This window comes from Limnohabitans sp. T6-5 (genome assembly GCF_003063315.1).
Lineage (GTDB): Bacteria > Pseudomonadota > Gammaproteobacteria > Burkholderiales > Burkholderiaceae_C > Limnohabitans_A.
The window spans coordinates 28,022-48,161 of record NZ_NERV01000005.1 but is presented as its reverse complement, the minus strand read 5'-3'; the positions used below and the strand labels follow the sequence as shown (position 1 = coordinate 48,161).

At 64.1% G+C, this 20,140-nt stretch carries 6 protein-coding genes; 2 read left to right on the top strand and 4 right to left on the bottom strand.

The annotated features are described in order from the left end of the window. Positions 1–1,221: 1,221 nt before the first annotated feature. Both B9Z51_RS17085 and B9Z51_RS17080 read right to left on the bottom strand, forming a co-directional pair. Positions 1,222–1,491 carry a YkgJ family cysteine cluster protein gene (locus B9Z51_RS17085; RefSeq protein ID WP_108376384.1) on the bottom strand — a complete coding sequence of 90 codons (270 nt, stop codon included), beginning with the start codon at positions 1,489–1,491 and terminating at the stop codon, positions 1,222–1,224. Continuing rightward, complete coding sequence (locus B9Z51_RS17080) at positions 1,488–2,699, bottom strand: murein transglycosylase A (protein ID WP_108376383.1); 1,212 nt, start codon at positions 2,697–2,699, stop codon at positions 1,488–1,490. Before B9Z51_RS17080 ends, B9Z51_RS17085 begins: the two co-directional genes overlap by 4 nt. Here B9Z51_RS17080 and B9Z51_RS18715 point away from each other — a divergent pair. Continuing rightward, a complete protein-coding gene (locus tag B9Z51_RS18715) occupies positions 2,632–2,775 on the top strand; it encodes a hypothetical protein (RefSeq protein ID WP_199227576.1) in 144 nt (47 codons plus the stop codon). The two genes, B9Z51_RS17080 and B9Z51_RS18715, sit on opposite strands and share 68 nt — an antisense overlap. 411 nt (positions 2,776–3,186) lie before the next feature. Beyond that, entirely contained in the window at positions 3,187–3,534 is a 348-nt protein-coding gene (locus tag B9Z51_RS17075) for a C40 family peptidase (protein ID WP_233255026.1), read from the top strand. Positions 3,535–3,904: 370 nt separating this feature from the next. Here the strand turns inward: B9Z51_RS17075 and B9Z51_RS17070 are convergent, their stop codons facing one another. Together B9Z51_RS17070 and B9Z51_RS17065 are read right to left on the bottom strand one after the other, a co-directional pair. Next, entirely contained in the window at positions 3,905–4,540 is a 636-nt protein-coding gene (locus tag B9Z51_RS17070) for a response regulator transcription factor (protein ID WP_108376381.1), read from the bottom strand. A 642-nt stretch (positions 4,541–5,182) separates the two neighbouring features. Continuing rightward, positions 5,183–20,128, bottom strand: a complete 14,946-nt coding sequence (locus B9Z51_RS17065; RefSeq protein WP_108376380.1) for an Ig-like domain-containing protein — start codon at positions 20,126–20,128, stop codon at positions 5,183–5,185. Positions 20,129–20,140: the final 12 nt, after the last annotated feature.

The following is a 20,140-nucleotide window of genomic DNA, read 5'->3' as shown; positions in this document are numbered from 1 at the left end:
GGGTCTTCGACCGCCGACCTACGAAATACTGCGACCTCGTAGGTCGGCACTCGAAGAGTCCGACAAATGGTCGAATCGGCACTGTCGCTTGCATCAGTCGCTATTGGTCATCAAGCCCCAACGTCGGGGTCTTCGACCGCCGACCTACGAAAACCAGCAGCCTCGTAGGTCGGCACTCGAAGAGTCCGACAAATGGCCGATCAGCCACTACCGCCTGCCCAAGGCGTCATCGCTCATCAAGCCCCCATGTCGGGGTCTTCGACCGCCGACCTACGAAAACCAGCAACCTCGTAGGTCGGCACTCGAAGAGTCCGACAAATGGCCGATCAGCCACTACCGCCTGCCCAAGGCGTCATCGCTCATCAAGCCCCATGTCGGGGTCTTCGACCACCGACCTACAAAAACCAGCAACCTCGTAGGTCGGCACTCGAAGAGTCCGACAAATGGCCGATCAGCCACTGCCGCTTGCCCCAGGCGTCATCGGTCATCAAGCCCCCATGTCGGGGTCTTCGACCGCCGACCTACGAAAACCAGCAGCCTCGTAGGTCGGCACTCGAAGAGTCCGACAAATGGCCGATCAGCCACTACCGCCTGCCCAAGGCGTCATCGCTCATCAAGCCCCCATGTCGGGGTCTTCGACCGCCGACCTACGAAAACCAGCAACCTCGTAGGTCGGCACTCGAAGAGTCCGACAAATGGCCGAACCGGCACTGCCGCCTGCCCCAGGCGTCATCGGTCATCAAGCCCCAACGTCGGGGTCTTCGACCGCCGACCTACGAAAACCAGCGACCTCGTAGGTCGGCACTCGAAGAGTCCGACAAATGGTCGAATCGGCACTGTCGCTTGCATCAGTCGCTATTGGTCATCAAGCCCCAACGTCGGGGTCTTCGACCACCGACCTACAAAAACCAGCAACCTCGTAGGTCGGCACTCGAAGAGTCCGACAAATGGCCGAACCGGCACTGCCGCTTGCATCAGTCGCTATTGGTCATCAAGCCCCAACGTCGGGGTCTTCGACCGCCGACCTACGAAATACTGCGACCTCGTAGGTCGGCACTCGAAGAGTCCGACAAATGGCCGATCAGCCACTGCCGCCTGCCCCAGGCGACATCGGTCATCAAGCCCCAACGTCGGGGTCTTCGACCGCCGACCTACGAAAACCAGCAACCTCGTAGGTCGGCACTCGAAGAGTCCGACATCAGTTTTCCAAGCGACAAGCTTTCAAGGCCGCGTCAGTTCTTCCAGCTGTGTGAGGTAGACGCGTGCGAACTGCCCGGCGTCGTCTTGCGGGCCGCACATTTCGAGCGAGGCAGCCAGTTGGCCGCAGACGGCGGGGCGGCTTGGGTGGCCGAAGATTTTGCAGCGCAGGTGTTCGTTCAGCTGCACGCATGGCACACCCGCAGGTTTGCCCTGGGGCATTCCGGGGATGGGCGAGGAGATGGACGGGGCGATGCAGCAGGCCGCGCAGCCGGGGCGACAGGACACACTCATCGCGGCCACAAGACCCACAATTGCAAAGGCTGCTTCAGGCGCCCGGCCAAGTCGCCAGCGGCCGCGCCCGACCCGGCGTAGTAGTCGGCCCGCACCGCGCCTACGATGGCCGTGCCGGTGTCTTGTGCGAGTACCAGGCGGTCCAGCGTCGTTTGCGGCCCGGGCGAGCGCAGCCACACCGGTGTGCCGTACGGGATGCTGCTGCGGTCCACGGCAATCGAGCGGCCCGCCGTCAGTGGCACACCTTGTGCGCCTTTGGGGCCGGGGGGCACGATGCTGGCGGGCAAGGCTTCTTCCTTGAAAAACACCACGCGTGGGTTTTGCCAGAGCAACTCATTGAGCCGCGATGGATTGCGCGCAATCCAGTCCTTGATGCCCGGCCAGGACGCGTCGCGGATCAGGCCCTGGTCAAGCAGCCATTTGCCAATGCTTTTGTAGGGCTGGTCGTTGGTGCCGCCAAAGGCCAAACGCACCATGCGCTGGCGGCCGTCGGGCTCGGTCACGTTCACCAGGCCCGAGCCCTGAATGTGCAGCACCATCGCATCCACCGGATCGGCCAGGTAGACCAACTCCTTGCCGCGCAAGGCGGCGCGGGCAGCGGACACGGTTTCGATCTCCTGACGCGTATACCAGGGCTTGCGGCGCGCCAGATCGGCGGGGGCGGTGTACAGCGGCACATTGAACCCGGCACGCGGCAGGCGCGAGGCATTGAGCACGGGTTCGTAATAAGCGGTCAGCAAGCCGTCGGCTCGCTGGTCATGCGACTCGACGCGGTAGGGCTGCAGTTTTTGCCGCATCCAGTTGCGCTGGGCTTGCACCGATTCACGCGCCAATTGCTGCACCTCGGGGCACAGCGCGGCCCAGGGTTTGGCCGGACGCTGGCAGCTTTGCAGCCAGGCGGGCCAGGCTTCGTGCACGGCGTCTGCCTCCAGCCCGGGCAGCTCGGACCAGCGAACGGGAATCCAGCGGCTTTGGGCTTGCGTGATCACCGGCGGCAGAGCACTGCTGTCCTGCGGCATTGGGGGGGGGGCAGGGGAATGCGGTACGGGCGCGGTGGAGCATCCAGCCAAGCTGCCTACAATCGCGGCCACCACCGCAGAGGCCCAAAAGGGGTTGAAACGGAAAAACAGGAGTTGGCGCATGGGACTGATTTTGCTGGAAGCGTTGGCGGCAGGCGTGATTTTCGTGTTGATTGTCTGGTGGACCATGTTCTCGGGTCGGCCAAAGGGCGAAATACCCCAGCCACCTGGCTCGCAAGAGGGCGAAGATCCACCCGCAAAATGAGGTGGCGCTCAGTATTTGGGCCAGCTTTTGGCAGGTCGGCACTGGCAGATTCCGACGTTTGTAAGTGAACCGATACCGACGATACAGGTGTTGGCCGTTCATCAGGCCGGTGTCGGGGTCTTCGACAGCCGACCTACGGGTTTCTCTTTGCAGGGCGGCTGTTTCAGCGCTGCTGTGCACAGCTTGATATCGTCAAAGCCCTAAAATCCGGCCATGTTTTGCCCACCTCCGAGTCAACCAGAAAGACTGACGCGGCTCATGAGCGCATGGGTCTTGTGTGCAATTTTCGGGATCACGGGCTGTTCGTCGACACGGCACAAGCCCGTGCCGACCCCAAGCGCTGCCAGCAATCCATCCCCCGTCGACTTCAGCCGTTATCAAAGCAAACGCAACGATTTGGCGATGTATGCGATGTCATTGTTGGACACGCCCTATGCCTGGGGAGGTCGCGGGCCCGCCACTGGCTTTGACTGCTCGGGCTTGGTCTCGCATGTGTACCGCGAGGCAGCGGGCATGCCCGTCAAAGGCTCCTCAGCTGATCTGGGACGCCAATCCCGACCGATTGATCGGGCGAAACTGCAGCCTGGCGATCTGGTTTTTTTCAACACCCTGGGGGCACACCATTCGCATGTCGGTGTTTACGTGGGCAACAACAAGTTTGTGCACGCCAGCAATCCACGCACCGGGGTGCGCATGGATTTGCTGAGCAACCGCTATTACGCACAGCGGTTTGAAGGCGCGCAGTCACTGCTGGACTGAGCGCACATTCGTCACTCCAATGCACTGTGCAGGACGGAGGTCGAAGACCCCGACATTTGGCTGAATCACGTTCAACGCTTGCATCGACGGTAGGGGTTCATTGCCCCATGCCGGACTCTGCGAGTGCCGACCTACAAGATGCTGCCAATCGGACACCGCCCCGTAGGTCGGTGGTCGAAGACTCCGACATTTGGCTGAATCACGTTCAACGCTTGCATCGACGGTAGGGGTTCATTGCCCCATGCCGGACTCTGCGAGTGCCGACCTACAAGATGCTGCCAAACGATCGATTTTTCCCCGTAGGTCGGTGGCTTCAGCCCCGACATGGAGGCGTGGGCAGGCGCAACGCAGGCCATGCCCCAGATGTGTTTTAGTCCAAAGCGCGCAACAGATTGGCCAGTTCCACGGCCGATTTGACTTCCATCTTGTCGAACACACGTGAACGGTGCACCTCGACGGTGCGCACGCTGATGTCGAGTTGGTCCGCGATCAGTTTGTTGGGCAGGCCTTCGACCACCAGACGCATCACATCGCGCTCGCGGTCGGTGAGTTCGCTCAGGCGAGATTGAAGCAGTCGTTGTTGCTTGCGTGCCATCAGCCGCTCTTGTGACAAAGACAGCGCCTGCTCGATGCGGTCCACCAGTGCGTTGTCAGAAAAAGGCTTTTCACAAAAATCAAACGCGCCGCGCTTGACGCTGTCCACCGCCGTGGGCACATCGGCGTGGCCCGTCAAGAAGATCACCGGCCAGGCTTGCGCGATGCCGTTGGACAGCAGGTGTTCAAACAAAGCCAGTCCGCTCATGCCGGGCATGCGCACATCGAGCAAGATGCAGCCCACTTGTTGGGGCAAGGCGGTGCCGTCACGCGCCAGCATGTCCAGAAAGGCTTCTGCGCTGTCAAAAGATTCGCTCAGCAAACGCCGCGTGCGCAGCAACCAGGCCATGCCTTCGCGCACGCTGATGTCGTCGTCAACGATATAAACCACGCTGTCTTGGGGGGAGTGCATCGGGGCATTTTAGGGGTGGCGCCTGGGCTGGTATTTGTCGGGGTCTTCGACCACCGACCTACGGGGTCGCGGGGAGCTTGTAGGTCGGCACTCGCAGAGTCCGACGTTGCTGGATGAGGCAGCGGTGCCAGAAGCAGGGCGTTGCGGTCAGCCAAGCGATGTCGGGGTCTTCGACCGCCGACCTACGGGGTTGCAGGGAGCTTGTAGGTCGGCACTCGCAGAGTCCGACGTTGCTGGATGAGGCAGCGGTGCCAGAAACAGGGCGTTGCGGTCAGCCAAGCGATGTCGTGGTCTTCGACCACCGACCTACGGGGTCGCGGGGAGCTTGTAGGTCGGCACTCGCAGAGTCCGACGTTGTTTGATGAGGCAGCGGTGCCAGAAGCAGGGCGTTGCGGTCAGCCAAGCGATGTCGTGGTCTTCGACCACCGACCTACGGGGGCGCAGGGAGCTTGTAGGTCGGTACTCGAAGAGTCCGACGTTGTTTGATGAGGCAGCGGTGCCAGAAGCAGGGCGTTGCGGTCAGCCAAGCGATGTCGGGGTCTTCGACCACCGACCTAAGGGGTAGTGGGGAGCTTGTAGGTCGGCACTCGCAGAGTCCGACGTTGCTGGATGACCGACACCGCTCTTTGTGGGCGATGGTGGTCAATGCGTCATGAGTTGCGCCTGGTCGATCAGGAGTTGGTGGCTGGTGTCCAGGTTGGGGGTGGGCAGCAGGTTGCCTGTGTACAGGGCCTCTGGGCGGTCCGCTGGGGCCAGCACATCGTGCCACTGCAAAGCGCTGCCGCTGTTGTAGGCAAATGCCGCATCGGCCACCAGCAGCTGGCTGCCGTCGAGCAGGGTGGCGCTGGTGCGGCCTGCTTCTTGCACACCTGGGGCCGGTGCCCGCAACACGCCATCGCTGTGCAACTGCAGGGACACAATGCCCACATCGAGCAGGTGGCGCACTTCGCCGCTGTCGCTCACGCCATTGTGGTTGGCGTCTTGCCAGACGGCCATCTCGGCAAAGTGGGCGTCTTGCAGGTTCAGCTGGCCATCGCCGTTGCTGTCAAACGCTGCGGCCAGGCCTTGCAAGTCGGTCGCACCTGTGCCCAGCAAGCCCGCATATTGCGAGAAAGCAAACTGGCTGTGGTCGTGCACCATGGCATCGGCGTACTTGTCCCACACCAGCACGCCGTCTTGCGGGGCGGCCCAGGCGGTTTGGTCTAGCAGGCCGTCGCCGTTGACATCCATTTGCACCTGGCTGTAGCTCAAGATGCCGTCGCGGTTCATGTCCAGCACCACGGGTGCCACGCTGTCCAGGTTGTTGACGGTAAGCCCAGTGCGCACGATCACCTGGCTGCGCATGCCTTCGTTTTGGTAGACCGTGTAGTCATGGGTGCCATCGTTGACGGTGCCCGTGTTCGTCCACAAGCCGGTGCCCAGCTGCAAGTTCAGCACGTCGGCGGCATCGCCTTCCACCACCAACTGGTGGTATCTGGTGCTGTCAGCCAAAGCGGTGCCGCTCACATTCGTCCAGGTCTTGCCGTCGGCGCTCAGGGTGCCGGTGTGGATGCTGTTGAAACCGGCCATGTCCACCACGTCCTGGGCGCTCAGGCCCAGGGTGTTGGCGGCGGTGTCGCTTGCCAGGTCAATGCGTTCGATGCTTTCGATGCGGCTCATGCCGTCGGGCGATGCGCCGTCTGCGTTGCTCACGCTTTGCAGGTTCAGCGAAGCGCCCGCGCTCAGCGCCAGCGTGTCGTAACCCGTGCCGCCGATCACGCGTGCCAGTTGGCCCACGTTGCCGCCTGCGCCCAGGGGGCTTTGCAAAGCGCTCACGTTGCTGGCATTGAGGACAAAGGTGTCGTCGCCCTTGCCGCCATACATCACGTCGGCGCCGCCGTTGCCGATCAGTCTGTCGTGGCCATCGCCTGCGACGAAGGTTTCGGACAAGGCGTTGCCCGTCAAGGTATTGGCCGCCGCATCACCCAGCAAGTCCACCTGGCTGTCCCATTGGCTGCCGCCAAAAATCACATAGGTCTTGCCCGCATCGGCGCCTGCGGCCGGGTCGGCCGTGCGTGCGCCCACCAGCAAATCATCAAAGCCATCGCCGTTGATGTCGCCCGCCATGCTCACAATGCCGGCGTTGTCACCGGCCGACTGGCCATTGATGACAAAGCCGCCGATGCCGTTGACCACATCGCTCAGCTCAATCGGCGTGTTGGTGGTTCGGCCATACACCAGATAACTGCAGCCCGCATCAACGCCCGTGGCGGGATCGGCCAGTTGCGAGCCGATGATCAGGTCGGCCAAGCCGTCGCCGTTGATGTCGCCCGCATAGCTCACGCGGGTGCGCTGGGGCACTTGGGTTTCGGTGGTCAGATAGACCCCGTCACCGGCCGACTGGCCGTTGATCACATAGCCGCCCACGCCTGCCGCAATGGCGCTGAGCTGGATGACCTGGCCGTCGGTTTTGCCATACACCACATAGGTGCTGCCCGCATTGGCCCTGGCGCCCGGGTCGGCTTGCGGGGCAAACACCACCACATCGCCCAGGCCGTCGCCGTTGACGTCGCCCGCCTGGCTCACGCTGAAACCACTGAGGTCGCTGGCGCACTGCCCCTGAATGACAAAGCCGCCCGAGCCCGCCTGCAAGGCTGAAAGGTTGACGCCGCTGGTGCTGGTTTTGCCAAACACCACATAGCTGCGCCCCGCGTCCGTTCCGGCGGCAGGATCACTGTTGTAAGTGCCCAAGACCACATCGGCCAGGCCGTCGCCGTTCACGTCGCCTGCATTGCTCACGCTGTAGCCGGTGTAATCGCCACTGCTTTGTGCGTTGATGGCAAAGCCACCCGATCCGGCCTGAACAGCCGTCAATTGCACCTTGGCCATGTCTGTACTGCCAAATACCACATAGGTCTTGCCTGAAGGAACAGATTGGCCTTTGGCTGCCCCGATCAGGAAGTCGGTCAAACCGTCGCCGTTGACATCGCCTGCGGCACTGAGTGCGCCTGCGCTGAAGAGTTGACCTGAACTGGTGAAGCCGATGATGGTGTAGCCACCACTGCCCGCATTCACGGCCGAGGCCAGTACGGTGCTGCTGGAGGTTTTGCCGTAAACGATGTACGTGCGCCCGTGGGTGCCATCTTCGTTGTGTGCACCGGCGATCAGGTCGGCCAGGCCGTCGCCGTTGACATCCCCGGCGGCAGCGACAGAAGCTGCGCTGAAGGTGGTGCCAAAGCCTTCCAGCACAAAGCCCGCAGAGGCAGCAGCCAGGCCGCTCAAGTTGATTGCGCTGGTGCCCGATTTGCCAAACACCACGAAAGCGCGGCCACTGTTGGTCACCGAGGTGTCGGCATACGGCGCGCCCACAATCAGGTCGTCATAGCCATCGCCGTTGACGTCGCCCGCATTGGCCACGCTGAAGCCACTGACGTCGCCTGCGCACTGGCCATTGATGACAAACCCGCCGAAACCCTGGGCCACGGCGGCGAGGTTGACCTTGGGCACGAAGTTTTGCGCAATCTGTTCGGTGCTGCTGGAAAAGGCGCTCGTGGGGGTCAAGCCCGCACCGGCCAGCACATCCACATACACCCCCTCGGTGCCCAGGGTCTGGTCCCAAGCGCGGAAGCTCACGGCCGAGTTGATGTTGTCCGTCACGCCCGCGTTGGGCTTGAAATAAATCCGGTTGTTGCTGCCTGCGCCCAGCAGCAAAGCCATGTGGTCGCTCACCGCGCTGACCTGTGCCCAGCTGAGGCCACCGTTGGTGCTGTAGTACAGGCTGCCCCGGCTGGTGTCCACGCCGGTGATGGCCATGCCTTGCAAGGCCGACGCCCCGTTGGCGTCACTCACCCCGCCCATGAATTGACTGACCAAATTGCCCACCTCGCCCGCAGGGTCGAGGGGCACATCACCCAGCGTGTCCAGGTTGAGGATTCGGTCGGTCAGGACCGGTGCCGCATTGGCCGGGTTGCCTACCGTGTCGGCGCCATACACCGCCATGCCTTGGCGCACGATGACCTGCGCATGCAGGGCCTCGTTTTGATAGACCAGATGGTCATGCAGGCCGTCATTGACCGTGCCCACCTTCGCCCAGCTGCCCTGCCCGGCTTGCAGGTTGAGCGCGTCTTGGGCATCGCCCTCGACCACCAGCTGGTGATAGGGCGTGACGCTGCCCAGGGCCGTGCCGCTCACGTTCGTCCAGGTCTTGCCGTCCGCACTGGCGCTGCCGGTGTGCACGCTGTTGAAGCTGGCCAGCTCGGCCAGATCGCTGGCGCTCAGGCCCAGGGTGTTGCTGGCGGCATCGCTGGCCAGATCGAAGCGTTCAATGCCTTCGATGCGGCTGGCCACATCGGGCGATGCGGCGTCGGCGTGGCTCACGGCGCCCAGGTTCAGGGCGGCGCCCTCACTGAGCTGCAGCGTGTCATAGCCCGTGCCGCCATCGACACGCGCCAGTTGCAGCACATTGCCGCCCTGGCCCATGGGGCTGTGCAAGGCCTGCACGTTGCTCGCGTTCAGCACAAAAGTATCGTTGCCTTTGCCGCCATACATCACGTCGGCGCCGCCGTTGCCGGTCAGCACATCGGCGCCGTCCCCGGCCACAAAGGTGTCTGACAGGGCGCTGCCGCTCAGGGTGTCAGCGGCCTGCTGGCCCGACACATCCAGGGTGTCCATGAAGCGGCTGCCGCCCCAGACCACATACGACTTGCCCGCCAGCGTGCCGCCTGCCGTGGTGGCGCTGGCTGCGCCCACCAGCACATCGGCAAAACCGTCACCGTTGATGTCGCCGCCCAGGCTGACGTTGCCTGCCATGTCACCGGCCGATTGGCCGTTGATGAAAAAGCCGCCCTCGCCCAGCGCCAGGCTGCTGAGCTGAACGGCGCTGGTGCTCGTCTTGCCATAGACCACATAGGCACGGCCTGCATCGGTGCCCGCTGCCGGGTCGGCGGCGCTGGCGCCCACCATCAGGTCGGCCAGGCCATCGCCGTTGACATCGCCTGCATAGCCCACAGCACCGGCTGCATCGCCCGCGCACTGGCCATTGATCACAAAGCCGCCTGAGCCCGCCGCGATGGCGCTGAGTTGCACATCCGTGACCGCGCCGGTGCGCCCAAACACCACATAGCTGCGGCCCGCGTTGGCGCCATTGCTCAAATCGGAGCCGCTGGCGCCCACGATCAGATCGGCCAGGCCGTCACCGTTGACATCGCCCGCACTGCTGACGCGCCCCGCCTGGTCGCCCGCACATTCGCCAAAGATCACAAAGCCTTGCGCGCCCAGGGCGCTGACAGACACCGCCCCCCCGCCTGTTTGGCCCAGCACCACATACGCAGCGCCTGTGCCATTGGCCAGGGTCGCACCCACAATCAGATCGGCCAGCCCGTCGCCATTGACATCGCCTGCATTGCTGACGGACGTGCCCAGCACGTCCGAGGCACTTTGGCCCTGCACAACGAAGCCGCCGCAGCCTGCAGCGACTGCGCTCAGCTCAATGTCGGTGCTGTTGTTGCTGCGGCCAAACACCACATAAGCCTTGCCTGCGTCGCTCATGCCCGCCACATCGGCGGTGAAGGTGCCCACCACAAAATCTTCCAGGCCGTCGCCGTTCACATCGCCTGCAGCGCTCACGGTTTGCAAGCCCACCGACGAGGCATCGGTCACGCCATTGATCGAAAACCCGCTGCTGGCCGCCAAAGCGTTCACATGGACCGTGGTGCCGCTGGTGCTGCCAAAAATCACATGCGCCCGACCCTGGTTGTTGCCCGACGGTGTGGCGTTGCCGTTGCTGGAGATCACCACCAGATCGGCCAGGCCATCGTGGTTCACATCGCCTGCGGCGCTGACCGAGTTGCCCACGGCATCGTTGACCGCAAAGCCCTCTATGGCAAAGCCACCCACGCCCGCGGCCACGGCGCTCAGGTCAATCTGCATGCTGCCGGCCTTGCCGTACACCACATAGGCGCGGCCCGCATCGGCTGCGCCGTTGACATCGGCGCCCACAGCCCCCACCAAGATGTCGTCAAGACCGTCGCCGTTGACGTCGCCCGCGTTGCTCAGGGCATAGCCGCTGCGGTCACTGGCGCTGTCGCCGTTGATGACAAAACCACCGCTGCCCTGGGCCACATCGCTGAGGTTGACCACCACCGGCAATTTTTGCAGCAGCACATCGGTGGCTGAAGAATAGGAACTCGTCCCTCCATTGACCGAAACATCCACATACGCGCCCTCTGTGCCCACACGCTGATCCCAGGCGCGGAAGGTGACGGCGCTGGCGATGCTGTTGGAGACCCCAGCGGCGGGCTGGAAATACAAACGGTTGTCCGCATCCGATTTCAGCAGCAAGGCATTGGCATCGCTGACGCTGCTCACGGCCGTCCAGGTGGTGCCGCCGTTGGTGCTGAAGAACAAAGTACCTTGGCTGGTGTCCACCCCGGTGATGGCCATGCCCTTGAGGGTGGTGGTGCCATCGGGCAGGCTCACGCCGCCCATCAAGCTGCTCACCAGTGTGCCCACCGCGCCCGTGGGCACAGGGGCATCGGCCGCAACCATGGCCAGGCTCAGCGAGGTGTCGGTCAACACCGGCGCGTCCTTGACGGGCGTCACCCCAATCAGCGAAGTGGCTACGGCCGAATCCAGTGTGCCGTCGTTCAGGGTGTACTGCACGGTACGGGTGGCGGTGCTGGGTTTGTCAGAGGTGTTGCTGTATTGCACCGCACGCAAGGCCGATTGCCATTGCGCCAGCGTGGCGGTGCCGCCCGCCGAACTCAGGCGCACCACGCCGGGGCTCAGGCTGGCGGTGATGTTGCCCATGGTCTGCCCATCGTTGACAAAGCCCAGCACATCTTCGGCCGCTGCAAAGCCGCCAGTGATGGCCACCTTGGCGCTGACGGCGCTGGTGTTGTCCACATCAGCCACGGTCACGGCCGTGTTGATGGCGGCCATGCCTTGGCCTTCGGTGTAGCTCAAATGCACGGGGTTGACGATGACTTCGCCTGCTGCGTTGATGACCTTGGCTTCCGGGAAATTCAGACGCACCGGCGCCACCGAGGTGCCCACGATCAGCATCGTGTAGGTGCCCGTTTGATCGGCCGTGAAATTGCCGATCGTGCTGCCCAGGTTGTAGCCCGCGCTGTCCCAGCCGCCAGCGCCGCCTTGTCGGGTGGACGACGCCGTGACCACACCCGAGATGATGGTGCCATCAGGCTTTTTGATGTCCACGCGCAAGGTGGCGGCGCCCAGACCGTCGGCCTTGATCTTGCGCAAGCCCAAGGCCACGCCATACACCACGCCGTTGTAGCCCTGAAAGTCGGCCGCCAGGATGTCGCCCTGGTCCAGACGCGTGTTGGTGGTACCGGCCATGTTGTTGTCATCACGCACCACCATGGGGGTGGTGCCGCCATAGGCGTAGTAAGGCGTGTGGTAACTGCCCAGGCCATCCGGGGTGCCATACATGTCCACAATCGGGTCCCACAGCCCCGCCACAACGGTGTTGTTGGCCACCACAACGGTGTTGTTGACCGGCGATTTGGCCGTGCCCGGTGGGCCTGCGGAAGGGATGCTCAGCACCGGCGCATCGTCCGTGCCCGTGATGAGCACGCTGATGTCCTGGCTGACCGAACCATCCTTGCTGGTCACGGTGAGTTTTTCAGTCACCGTGGCCTGCCCCGCCAGGGCCTGCGTGGCGGCCCGGCTGTTGTCCAGGGTGTAAGTCCAGGCGCCTGTGGTGGTGTCGAGCGTGAAGGTGCCATACACCCCCGCCAGCGAAGCAGGCGTTTGCAGCATGTTTTCACCCGTGTCCGGATCGGTCACGGTCAAGCTGCCACTGACGATGGCCGTGCTGGCGTCTTCGGTCACCGCCCCTGTGGCTGTGCCGGTGATGCTGGCATTGCCCAGCACCGGGCTGGTGATCGTCACCGTCAAAGGCGTGGCGGCGCTGGTGTTGCCTGCGGCATCGGTGGTGGTGACGCTGAAAGTGTTGGCGCCTGTGGGCAGTGCTGTGGCGGGCGTGATGCTCCAAGTGCCATCGGGGGCCACGGTGGCGGTGCCGATCACGGCGTTGGCTGCGTCCTTGAGGGTGATGACTTCGCCAGCGGTACCGGTGCCGCTGAGGGTGGGTGTGGTGTCCTCGGTGCTCTTGTCGCCCTGCACGCCACTGTCGCTGCTGGGGTCCAGCGTGGCGGTGGGTGCGGCTGAGGCGGTGTTGTCGATGGTGACGACAAGCGGTGTGGCCGGGCTGGTCTGAGCGCTGGCGTTGGTTGCTGTCACGCTGAGGGTGTTCGCGCCAGAGGGCAGCGCGGTGGTGGGCGTGATGCTCCAAGAGCCGTCAGTGGCCACGGTGGCGGTGCCGACCACGGCGTTGGCGGCGTCCTTGATGGTGATCACGTCCCCGGCGGTGCCGGTGCCGCTGATCGTTGGTGTGGTGTCGTTGGTGAGCTTGTCACCGAGCGTGCCGCTGTCGCTGCTGGTGTCCAGCGTGGCGGTGGGTGCGGCTGCAGCCGTGTTGTCAATCGTGATGACCAGCGGCGTGGCTGGGCTGGTCTGCGCGCTGGCATTGGTCGCTGTCACGCTGAGGGTGTTCGCGCCAGAGGGCAGCGCGGTGGTCGGCGTGATGCTCCAGGTGCCATTGGCCGCGACGGTGGCGGTGCCGATCACGGCGTTGGCTGCGTCTTTGATGGTGATCACATCGCCCGCAGTACCGGTGCCGCTGATTGTGGGTGTGGTGTCGTTGGTGAGCTTGTCACCCAACACGCCGCTGTCGCTGCTGACGTCCAGATTGGCCGGTGGTGCTGATGGTGTTGAAGGTGCGGCGGGTGTTGAGGTGTCAATGGTGATGACGAGCGGCGTTGCGGCGCTGGTGTTGCCTGCTGCGTCGGTGGTGGTGACGTTGAAGGTGTTGGCGCCGGATGGCAGCGCAGTGGTGGGCGTGATGCTCCAAGAGCCATCGACGGCCACGGTGGTTGTGCCGATGACGGCGTTGGTGGCATCTTTGATGCTGATGACTTCACCTGCAGTGCCGGTGCCGCTGATCGTGGGCGTGGTGTCGCTGGTCAGCTTGTCGCCGGGCACACCGCTGTCGCTGCTGGGGTCCAGCGTGGCTGTAGGCGCGGCAGAAGCGCTGGTGTCAATCGTGATGGCCAGCGGCGTCGCAGTGCTGTTGTTGCCCGCTGCGTCCGTTGATGTGACGCTCAATGTATTCGCGCCGGAAGGCAGTGCCGTTGCGGGCGTGATGCTCCAGCTGCCGTCGGGGGCTACGGTGGCGGTGCCGATCACGGCGTTGGCGGCGTCCTTGATCGTGATGACTTCGCCAGCGGTGCCGGTGCCGCTGATCGTTGGTGTCGTGTCGTTGGTCAGTTTGTCGCCGAGCACACCGCTGTCGCTCGATGCATCAAGGTTAGCGACAGGTGCGGCCGAAGCGGTGTTGTCGATGGTGATGACCAGCGGTGTGGCCGGGCTGGTCTGAGCGCTGGCATTGGTCGCTGTCACGCTGAGGGTGTTCGCGCCAGAGGGCAGCGCGGTGGTCGGCGTGATGCTCCAGGTGCCATTGGCCGCGACGGTGGCGGTGCCGATCACGGCGTTGGCTGCGTCTTTGATGGTGATCACATCGCCCGCAGTACCGGTGCCGCTGATTGTGGGTGTGGTGTCGTTGGTGAGCTTGTCACCCAACACGCCGCTGTCGCTGCTGACGTCCAGATTGGCCGGTGGTGCTGATGGTGTTGAAGGTGCGGCGGGTGTTGAGGTGTCAATGGTGATGACGAGCGGCGTTGCGGCGCTGGTGTTGCCTGCTGCGTCGGTGGTGGTGACGTTGAAGGTGTTGGCGCCGGATGGCAGCGCAGTGGTGGGCGTGATGCTCCAAGAGCCATCGACGGCCACGGTGGTTGTGCCGATGACGGCGTTGGTGGCATCTTTGATGCTGATGACTTCACCTGCAGTGCCGGTGCCGCTGATCGTGGGCGTGGTGTCGCTGGTCAGCTTGTCGCCGGGCACACCGCTGTCGCTGCTGGGGTCCAGCGTGGCTGTAGGCGCGGCAGAAGCGCTGGTGTCAATCGTGATGGCCAGCGGCGTCGCAGTGCTGTTGTTGCCCGCTGCGTCCGTTGATGTGACGCTCAATGTATTCGCGCCGGAAGGCAGTGCCGTTGCGGGCGTGATGCTCCAGCTGCCGTCGGGGGCTACGGTGGCGGTGCCGATCACGGCGTTGGCGGCGTCCTTGATCGTGATGACTTCGCCAGCGGTGCCGGTGCCGCTGATCGTCGGTGTGGTGTCGTTGGTGAGCTTGTCACCGAGAACGCCGCTGTCGCTGCTGGCAGCCAAATTGGCTGTGGGCGCTGATGGCGTTGAGGGCGGGATGGGAGTGCTTGTGTCGACGGTGACGACCAGCGGCGTGGCAGCGCTGGTGTTGCCTGCTGCGTCCGTCGATGTGACGCTCAAGGTGTTGGCGCCAGAAGGCAGCGCTGTGGCAGGCGTGATGCTCCACGATCCGTTGGCCGCCACGGTGGCTGTGCCGATCACGGCGCCAGAGGCGTCTTTGACGGTGATGACTTCACCCGCATTGCCCGTGCCGCTGATGGTCGGTGTCGTGTCGTTGGTCAGTTTGTCGCCGAGCACACCGCTGTCGCTCGACGCATCAAGGTTCGCGACAGGTGCGGCAGAAGCGCTGGTGTCAATCGTGATGGCCAGCGGCGTCGCAGTGCTGTTGTTGCCCGCTGCGTCCGTTGACGTGATGCTCAAAGTATTGGCGCCGGAAGGCAATGCTGTGGTGGGCGTGATGCTCCAGGTGCCGTTGGCTGCCACGGTGGCGGTGCCGATGGTGGCGCCGGAGGCGTCTTTGACGGTGATCACTTCGCCAGCGGTACCGGTGCCGCTGATCGTCGGTGTGGTGTCGTTGGTGACCTTGTCGCCTTGCACGCCACTGTCGCTGCTGGGGTCCAGCGTAGCGGTGGGTGCTGCAGAGGCCGTGTTGTCAATGGTGATGACAAGCGGTGTGGCTGGGCTGGTCTGAGCACTGGCATTGGTCGCGGTCACGCTCAGGGTGTTCGCGCCAGAGGGCAGCGCGGTGGTGGGCGTGATGCTCCAAGTGCCATCGGGCGCCACGGTGGCGGTGCCGATCACGGCGTTGGCTGCGTCTTTGATGGTGATCACATCGCCCGCAGAGCCGGTGCCACTGATCGTCGGTGTGGTGTCGTTGGTGAGCTTGTCACCGAGAACGCCGCTGTCGCTGCTGGCAGCCAAATTGGCTGTGGGCGCTGATGGCGTTGTTGGCGCTGCGGGTGTGGAGGTGTCGATGGTGATGACCAGCGGCGTGGCGGCACTGGTGTTGCCTGCTGCGTCCGTCGATGTGACGCTCAAAGTATTGGCCCCGGAAGGCAGTGCAGTTGTCGGCGTGATGCTCCAGGTGCCGTTGGCCGCCACGGTCGCTGTGCCGATCACGGCGCCGGAGGCGTCTTTGACGGTGATGACTTCGCCCGCAGTGCCCGTGCCGCTGATGGTCGGTGTCGTGTCGTTGGTCAGTTTGTCGCCGAGCACACCGCTGTCACTCGACGCATCAAGGTTCGCGACAGGTGCCCCAGAAGCGGTGTTGTCGATGGTGACGACTAAAGGCGTGGCCGGGCTGGTGTTGCCCGCTGCGTCCGTTGACGTGATGCTCAAAGTATTGGCGCCGGAAGGCAGCGCCGTAACAGGCGTGATGCTCCAGGTGCTATTAGCCGTGACGGTTGCGGTGCCGATCACGGCGCCGGAGGCATCCTTGACGGTGATGACTTCACCCGGAGTACCGGTGCCGCTGATCGTGGGTGTCGTGTCGTTGGTCAGCTTGTCGCCGAGCACGCCGCTGTCGCTCGATGCATCAAGGTTAGCGACAGGAGCCGCCGAAGCGGTGTTGTCGATGGTGACGACCAGTGGCGTGGCAGCGCTGGTGTTGCCTGCTGCGTCCGTCGATGTGACGCTCAATGTATTCGCGCCGGAAGGCAGCGCCGTAACAGGCGTGATGCTCCACGTTCCGTTGGCCGCCACGGTCGCTGTGCCGATCACGGCGCCCGAAGCGTCTTTGAGGGTGATGACTTCACCCGCAGTGCCCGTGCCGCTGAGGGTCGGTGTGGTGTCGTTGGTCAGTTTGTCGCCGAGCACACCGCTGTCGCTCGATGCATCAAGGTTCGCGACAGGTGCCGCCGAAGCGGTGGTGTCGATGGTGATGATGATCGGCGTTGTGGCGCTGGTGTTGCCTGCTGCGTCGGTGATGGTGACGCTGAAGGTGTTGACGCCTGTGGGCAGCGCTGTTGCGGGCGTGATGCTCCAGGTGCCATTGGCCGAGATGGTCGCTGTGCCGATCACGGCGCCAGCGGCGTCTTTGACGGTGATGACTTCACCCGCAGTGCCGGTGCCGCTGATCGTCGGTGTGGTGTCGTTGGTCAGCCTGTCGCCGAGTGTGCCGCTGTCACTCGAGGCATCAAGGTTCGCGACAGGCGCGGCAGAAGCCGTGTTGTCGACGGTGATGACCAGCGGCGTGGCAGCGCTGATGTTGCCTGCTGCATCGGTGGTGGTGACGTTGAAGGTGTTGGCGCCAGAAGGCAGCGGTGAGGCGGGCGTGATGCTCCAAGTGCCGTTGGCCGCCACGGTGGCGGTGCCGATCACTGCGCCCGAAGCGTCTTTGACGGTGATGACTTCACCCGCAGTGCCCGTGCCGCTGATCGTCGGCGTGGTGTCGTTGGTCAGCTTGTCGCCGAGCACACCGCTGTCGCTTGAAACATCAAGGTTAGCGACAGGCGCGGCAGAAGCCGTGTTGTCAATGGTGACGACCAGTGGCGTGGCAGCGCTGGTGTTGCCTGCTGCGTCCGTCGATGTGACGCTCAATGTATTCGCGCCGGAAGGCAGCGCCGTAACAGGCGTGATGCTCCACGTTCCGTTGGCCGCCACGGTCGCTGTGCCGATCACGGCGCCCGAAGCGTCTTTGACGGTGATGACTTCGCCCGCTGTGCCCGTGCCGCTGATCGTCGGCGTGGTGTCGTTGGTCAGCTTGTCGCCGAGCACACCGCTGTCGCTCGATGCATCAAGGTTAGCGACAGGTGCGGCAGAAGCGGTGTTGTCGATGGTGATGACCAGCGGTGTGGCAGCGCTGGTGTTGCCCGCTGCGTCCGTCGATGTGACGCTCAAGGTGTTGGCGCCCGAAGGCAGTGCTGTAACAGGCGTGATGCTCCACGTTCCGTTGGCCGCCACGGTCGCTGTACCGATCATGGCGCCGGAGCCGTCTTTGACGGTGATGACTTCGCCCGCTGTGCCCGTGCCACTGATCGTGGGTGTGGTGTCCTTGGTCAGCTTGTCGCCCAGCACGCCGCTGTCGCTCGACGCATCAAGGTTCGCGGCAGGCACTGCAGATGCGGTGTTGTCAATGGTGATGGCCAAAGTCGTGGCGGCGCTGGTCAATCCGGCGGCGTTGGTCGCCGTGACGCTCAGTGCGTTCAGTCCGGAGGGCAGGGCGTTTGCGGGCGTGATGCTCCAACTGCCGTTGGCGGCCACAGTGGCGGTGCCGATCACCAAGCCTGCTGCGTCCTTGACGGTGATCACATACCCCGCTGTGCCGGTGCCGCTGATCGTGGGGGTGCTGTCGTTGGTGAGCTTGTCGCCCAGCAGGCCGCTGTCGCTGCTGGCCGCCAGTGCGGCCAGGGGCGCGGATGGCGCCACAGCCGGAGGCTGGATGCTGAAAGACGCCACGTTGTTGCTGTCGGCGCCGTCCTTGTTGAAGTTGCCTGCGGCGTCGCTGAAGCGGTCGCTGTCCACAAACAGCATGGCGCTGCGTGCACCGGCGGTGGGTGTGAAGGTGGCGGTGTAGACCTTGCCGCTGCCGACCAGATTGCTCAGGCTGCCGCCCAGGACGGTGACATCGGTCAGCGAGAAATCGCTGCTGTTGTCCGACAGCGTGAAGCTGACGGTGACCGCCTCGCCTGCGGCCAAGACGGTTTTGGGCGTGCTGATGACGACCGTGGGGGGCAAGCTGTCAATGGTGATGGGCAAGCTGACCGGCGTGCTGGTTTGGCCGGAGGCGTTGCTGGCCGTGACGCTCAGGGTGTTCAGGCCCTCGGGCAGTGCCGCAGCGGGGGTGATGCGCCAGCTGCCGTTGGCGGCCACGGTGGCGGTGCCGATGACGGCGCCTGCGGCGTTTTTGACGGTGACCACATCGCCCGCCGTGCCGGTGCCACTCAGGGTGGGGGTGCTGTCGTTGGTGAGTTGGTCACCGACCGAACCGCTGTCGCTGCTGGTGTCCAGCTTGACCACGGGCGCCACCGGTGCGGCTGGCGCAGGCGGCTGTGGTGGTGGCGGCGGCGGGGTTACGGGCGCTGCGTTGATGCTGAACGACGCCACATTGTTGCCGTCGGCGCCGTCCTTGTTGAAGTTGCCAGCGGCATCGCTGAAGCGGGCACTGTCCACAAACACCATGGCGCTGCGTGCACCGGTGGTGGGTGTGAAGGTGGCGGTGTAGACCTTGCCGCTGCCAACCCAGTTGCTCAGGCTGCCGCCCAGGGCGGTGACATCGGCCAGCGAGAAATCGCTGCTGTTGTCCGACAGGGTGAAGCTGACGGTGACCGTCTCGCCTGCGGTCAAGACGGTTTTGGGCGTGCTGATGGCCACCGTGGGCGCTGCGCTGTCAATGGTGAGGGGCAGGCTGACCGGCGTGCTGGTTTGGCCGGAGGCATTGCTGGCCGTGACGCTCAGGGTGTTCAGGCCCTCGGGCAGTGCGGCAGCGGGTGTGATGCGCCAACTGCCGTTGGCGGCCACGGTGGCGGTGCCGATGACGGCACCTGCGGGGTTTTTGATGGTGACCACATCGCCCGCCGTGCCGGTGCCACTCAGGGTGGGGGTGCTGTCGTTGGTAAGTTGGTCGCCCAGCAGGCCGCTGTCGCTGCTGGTGTCCAGCTTGACCACGGGCGCCACCGGTGCGGCTGGCGCAGGAGGCTGTGGTGGTGGCGGTGGCGGTGTCACGGGCGCGGCGTTGATGCTGAAAGACGCCGCATTGTTGCCGTCGGCCCCGTCGAGGTTCAGCTGGCCCGAGGCGTTGGTGAAGCGGTTGCTGTCCACAAACAGCATGGCACTGCGCGCACCGGCCGTGGGCGTGAAGGTGGCGGTGTAGACCTTGCCGCTGCCGGTCAGGTTGCTCAGGCTGCCGCCCAGCGTGGTGACATCCGCTGCCGTGAAATCGTTGCTGTTTTCACTGAGCGTGAACGTGACCGTGACCGCTTCGCCCGGCGTCAACGTGTTCTTGGGGGTGCTGATCGCAATGGTGGGCGGTGTGGCGACCCCAAGCGGCGCGATGGCCATGGACACCACGTTGTCGCTCTCGCTGCCATCCTCGTTGAGCACGCCCGCTGCGTTGCTGAAGCTTTGGCTGGCCACAAACACCGCCGCGCTCAGCGCCTGGGGAGCAGGGGTGAAGGTCGCGGTGTAAACCCGAGGATCGGCGGCACTTTGCACAAACTGACTCATGCTGCCGCCCAGCACGGTGACATCTTCAGCCCCGAAATTGCTGATGGGCTCGCTCAGCGTGAAGGTCAGCAGGGCCGTTTCACTGGCGCTCAGGCGCGACTTATCAGAACTGATGGAGATGAAAGGTGAGGTCAAGCCAGGCATAAAAAATTCTCG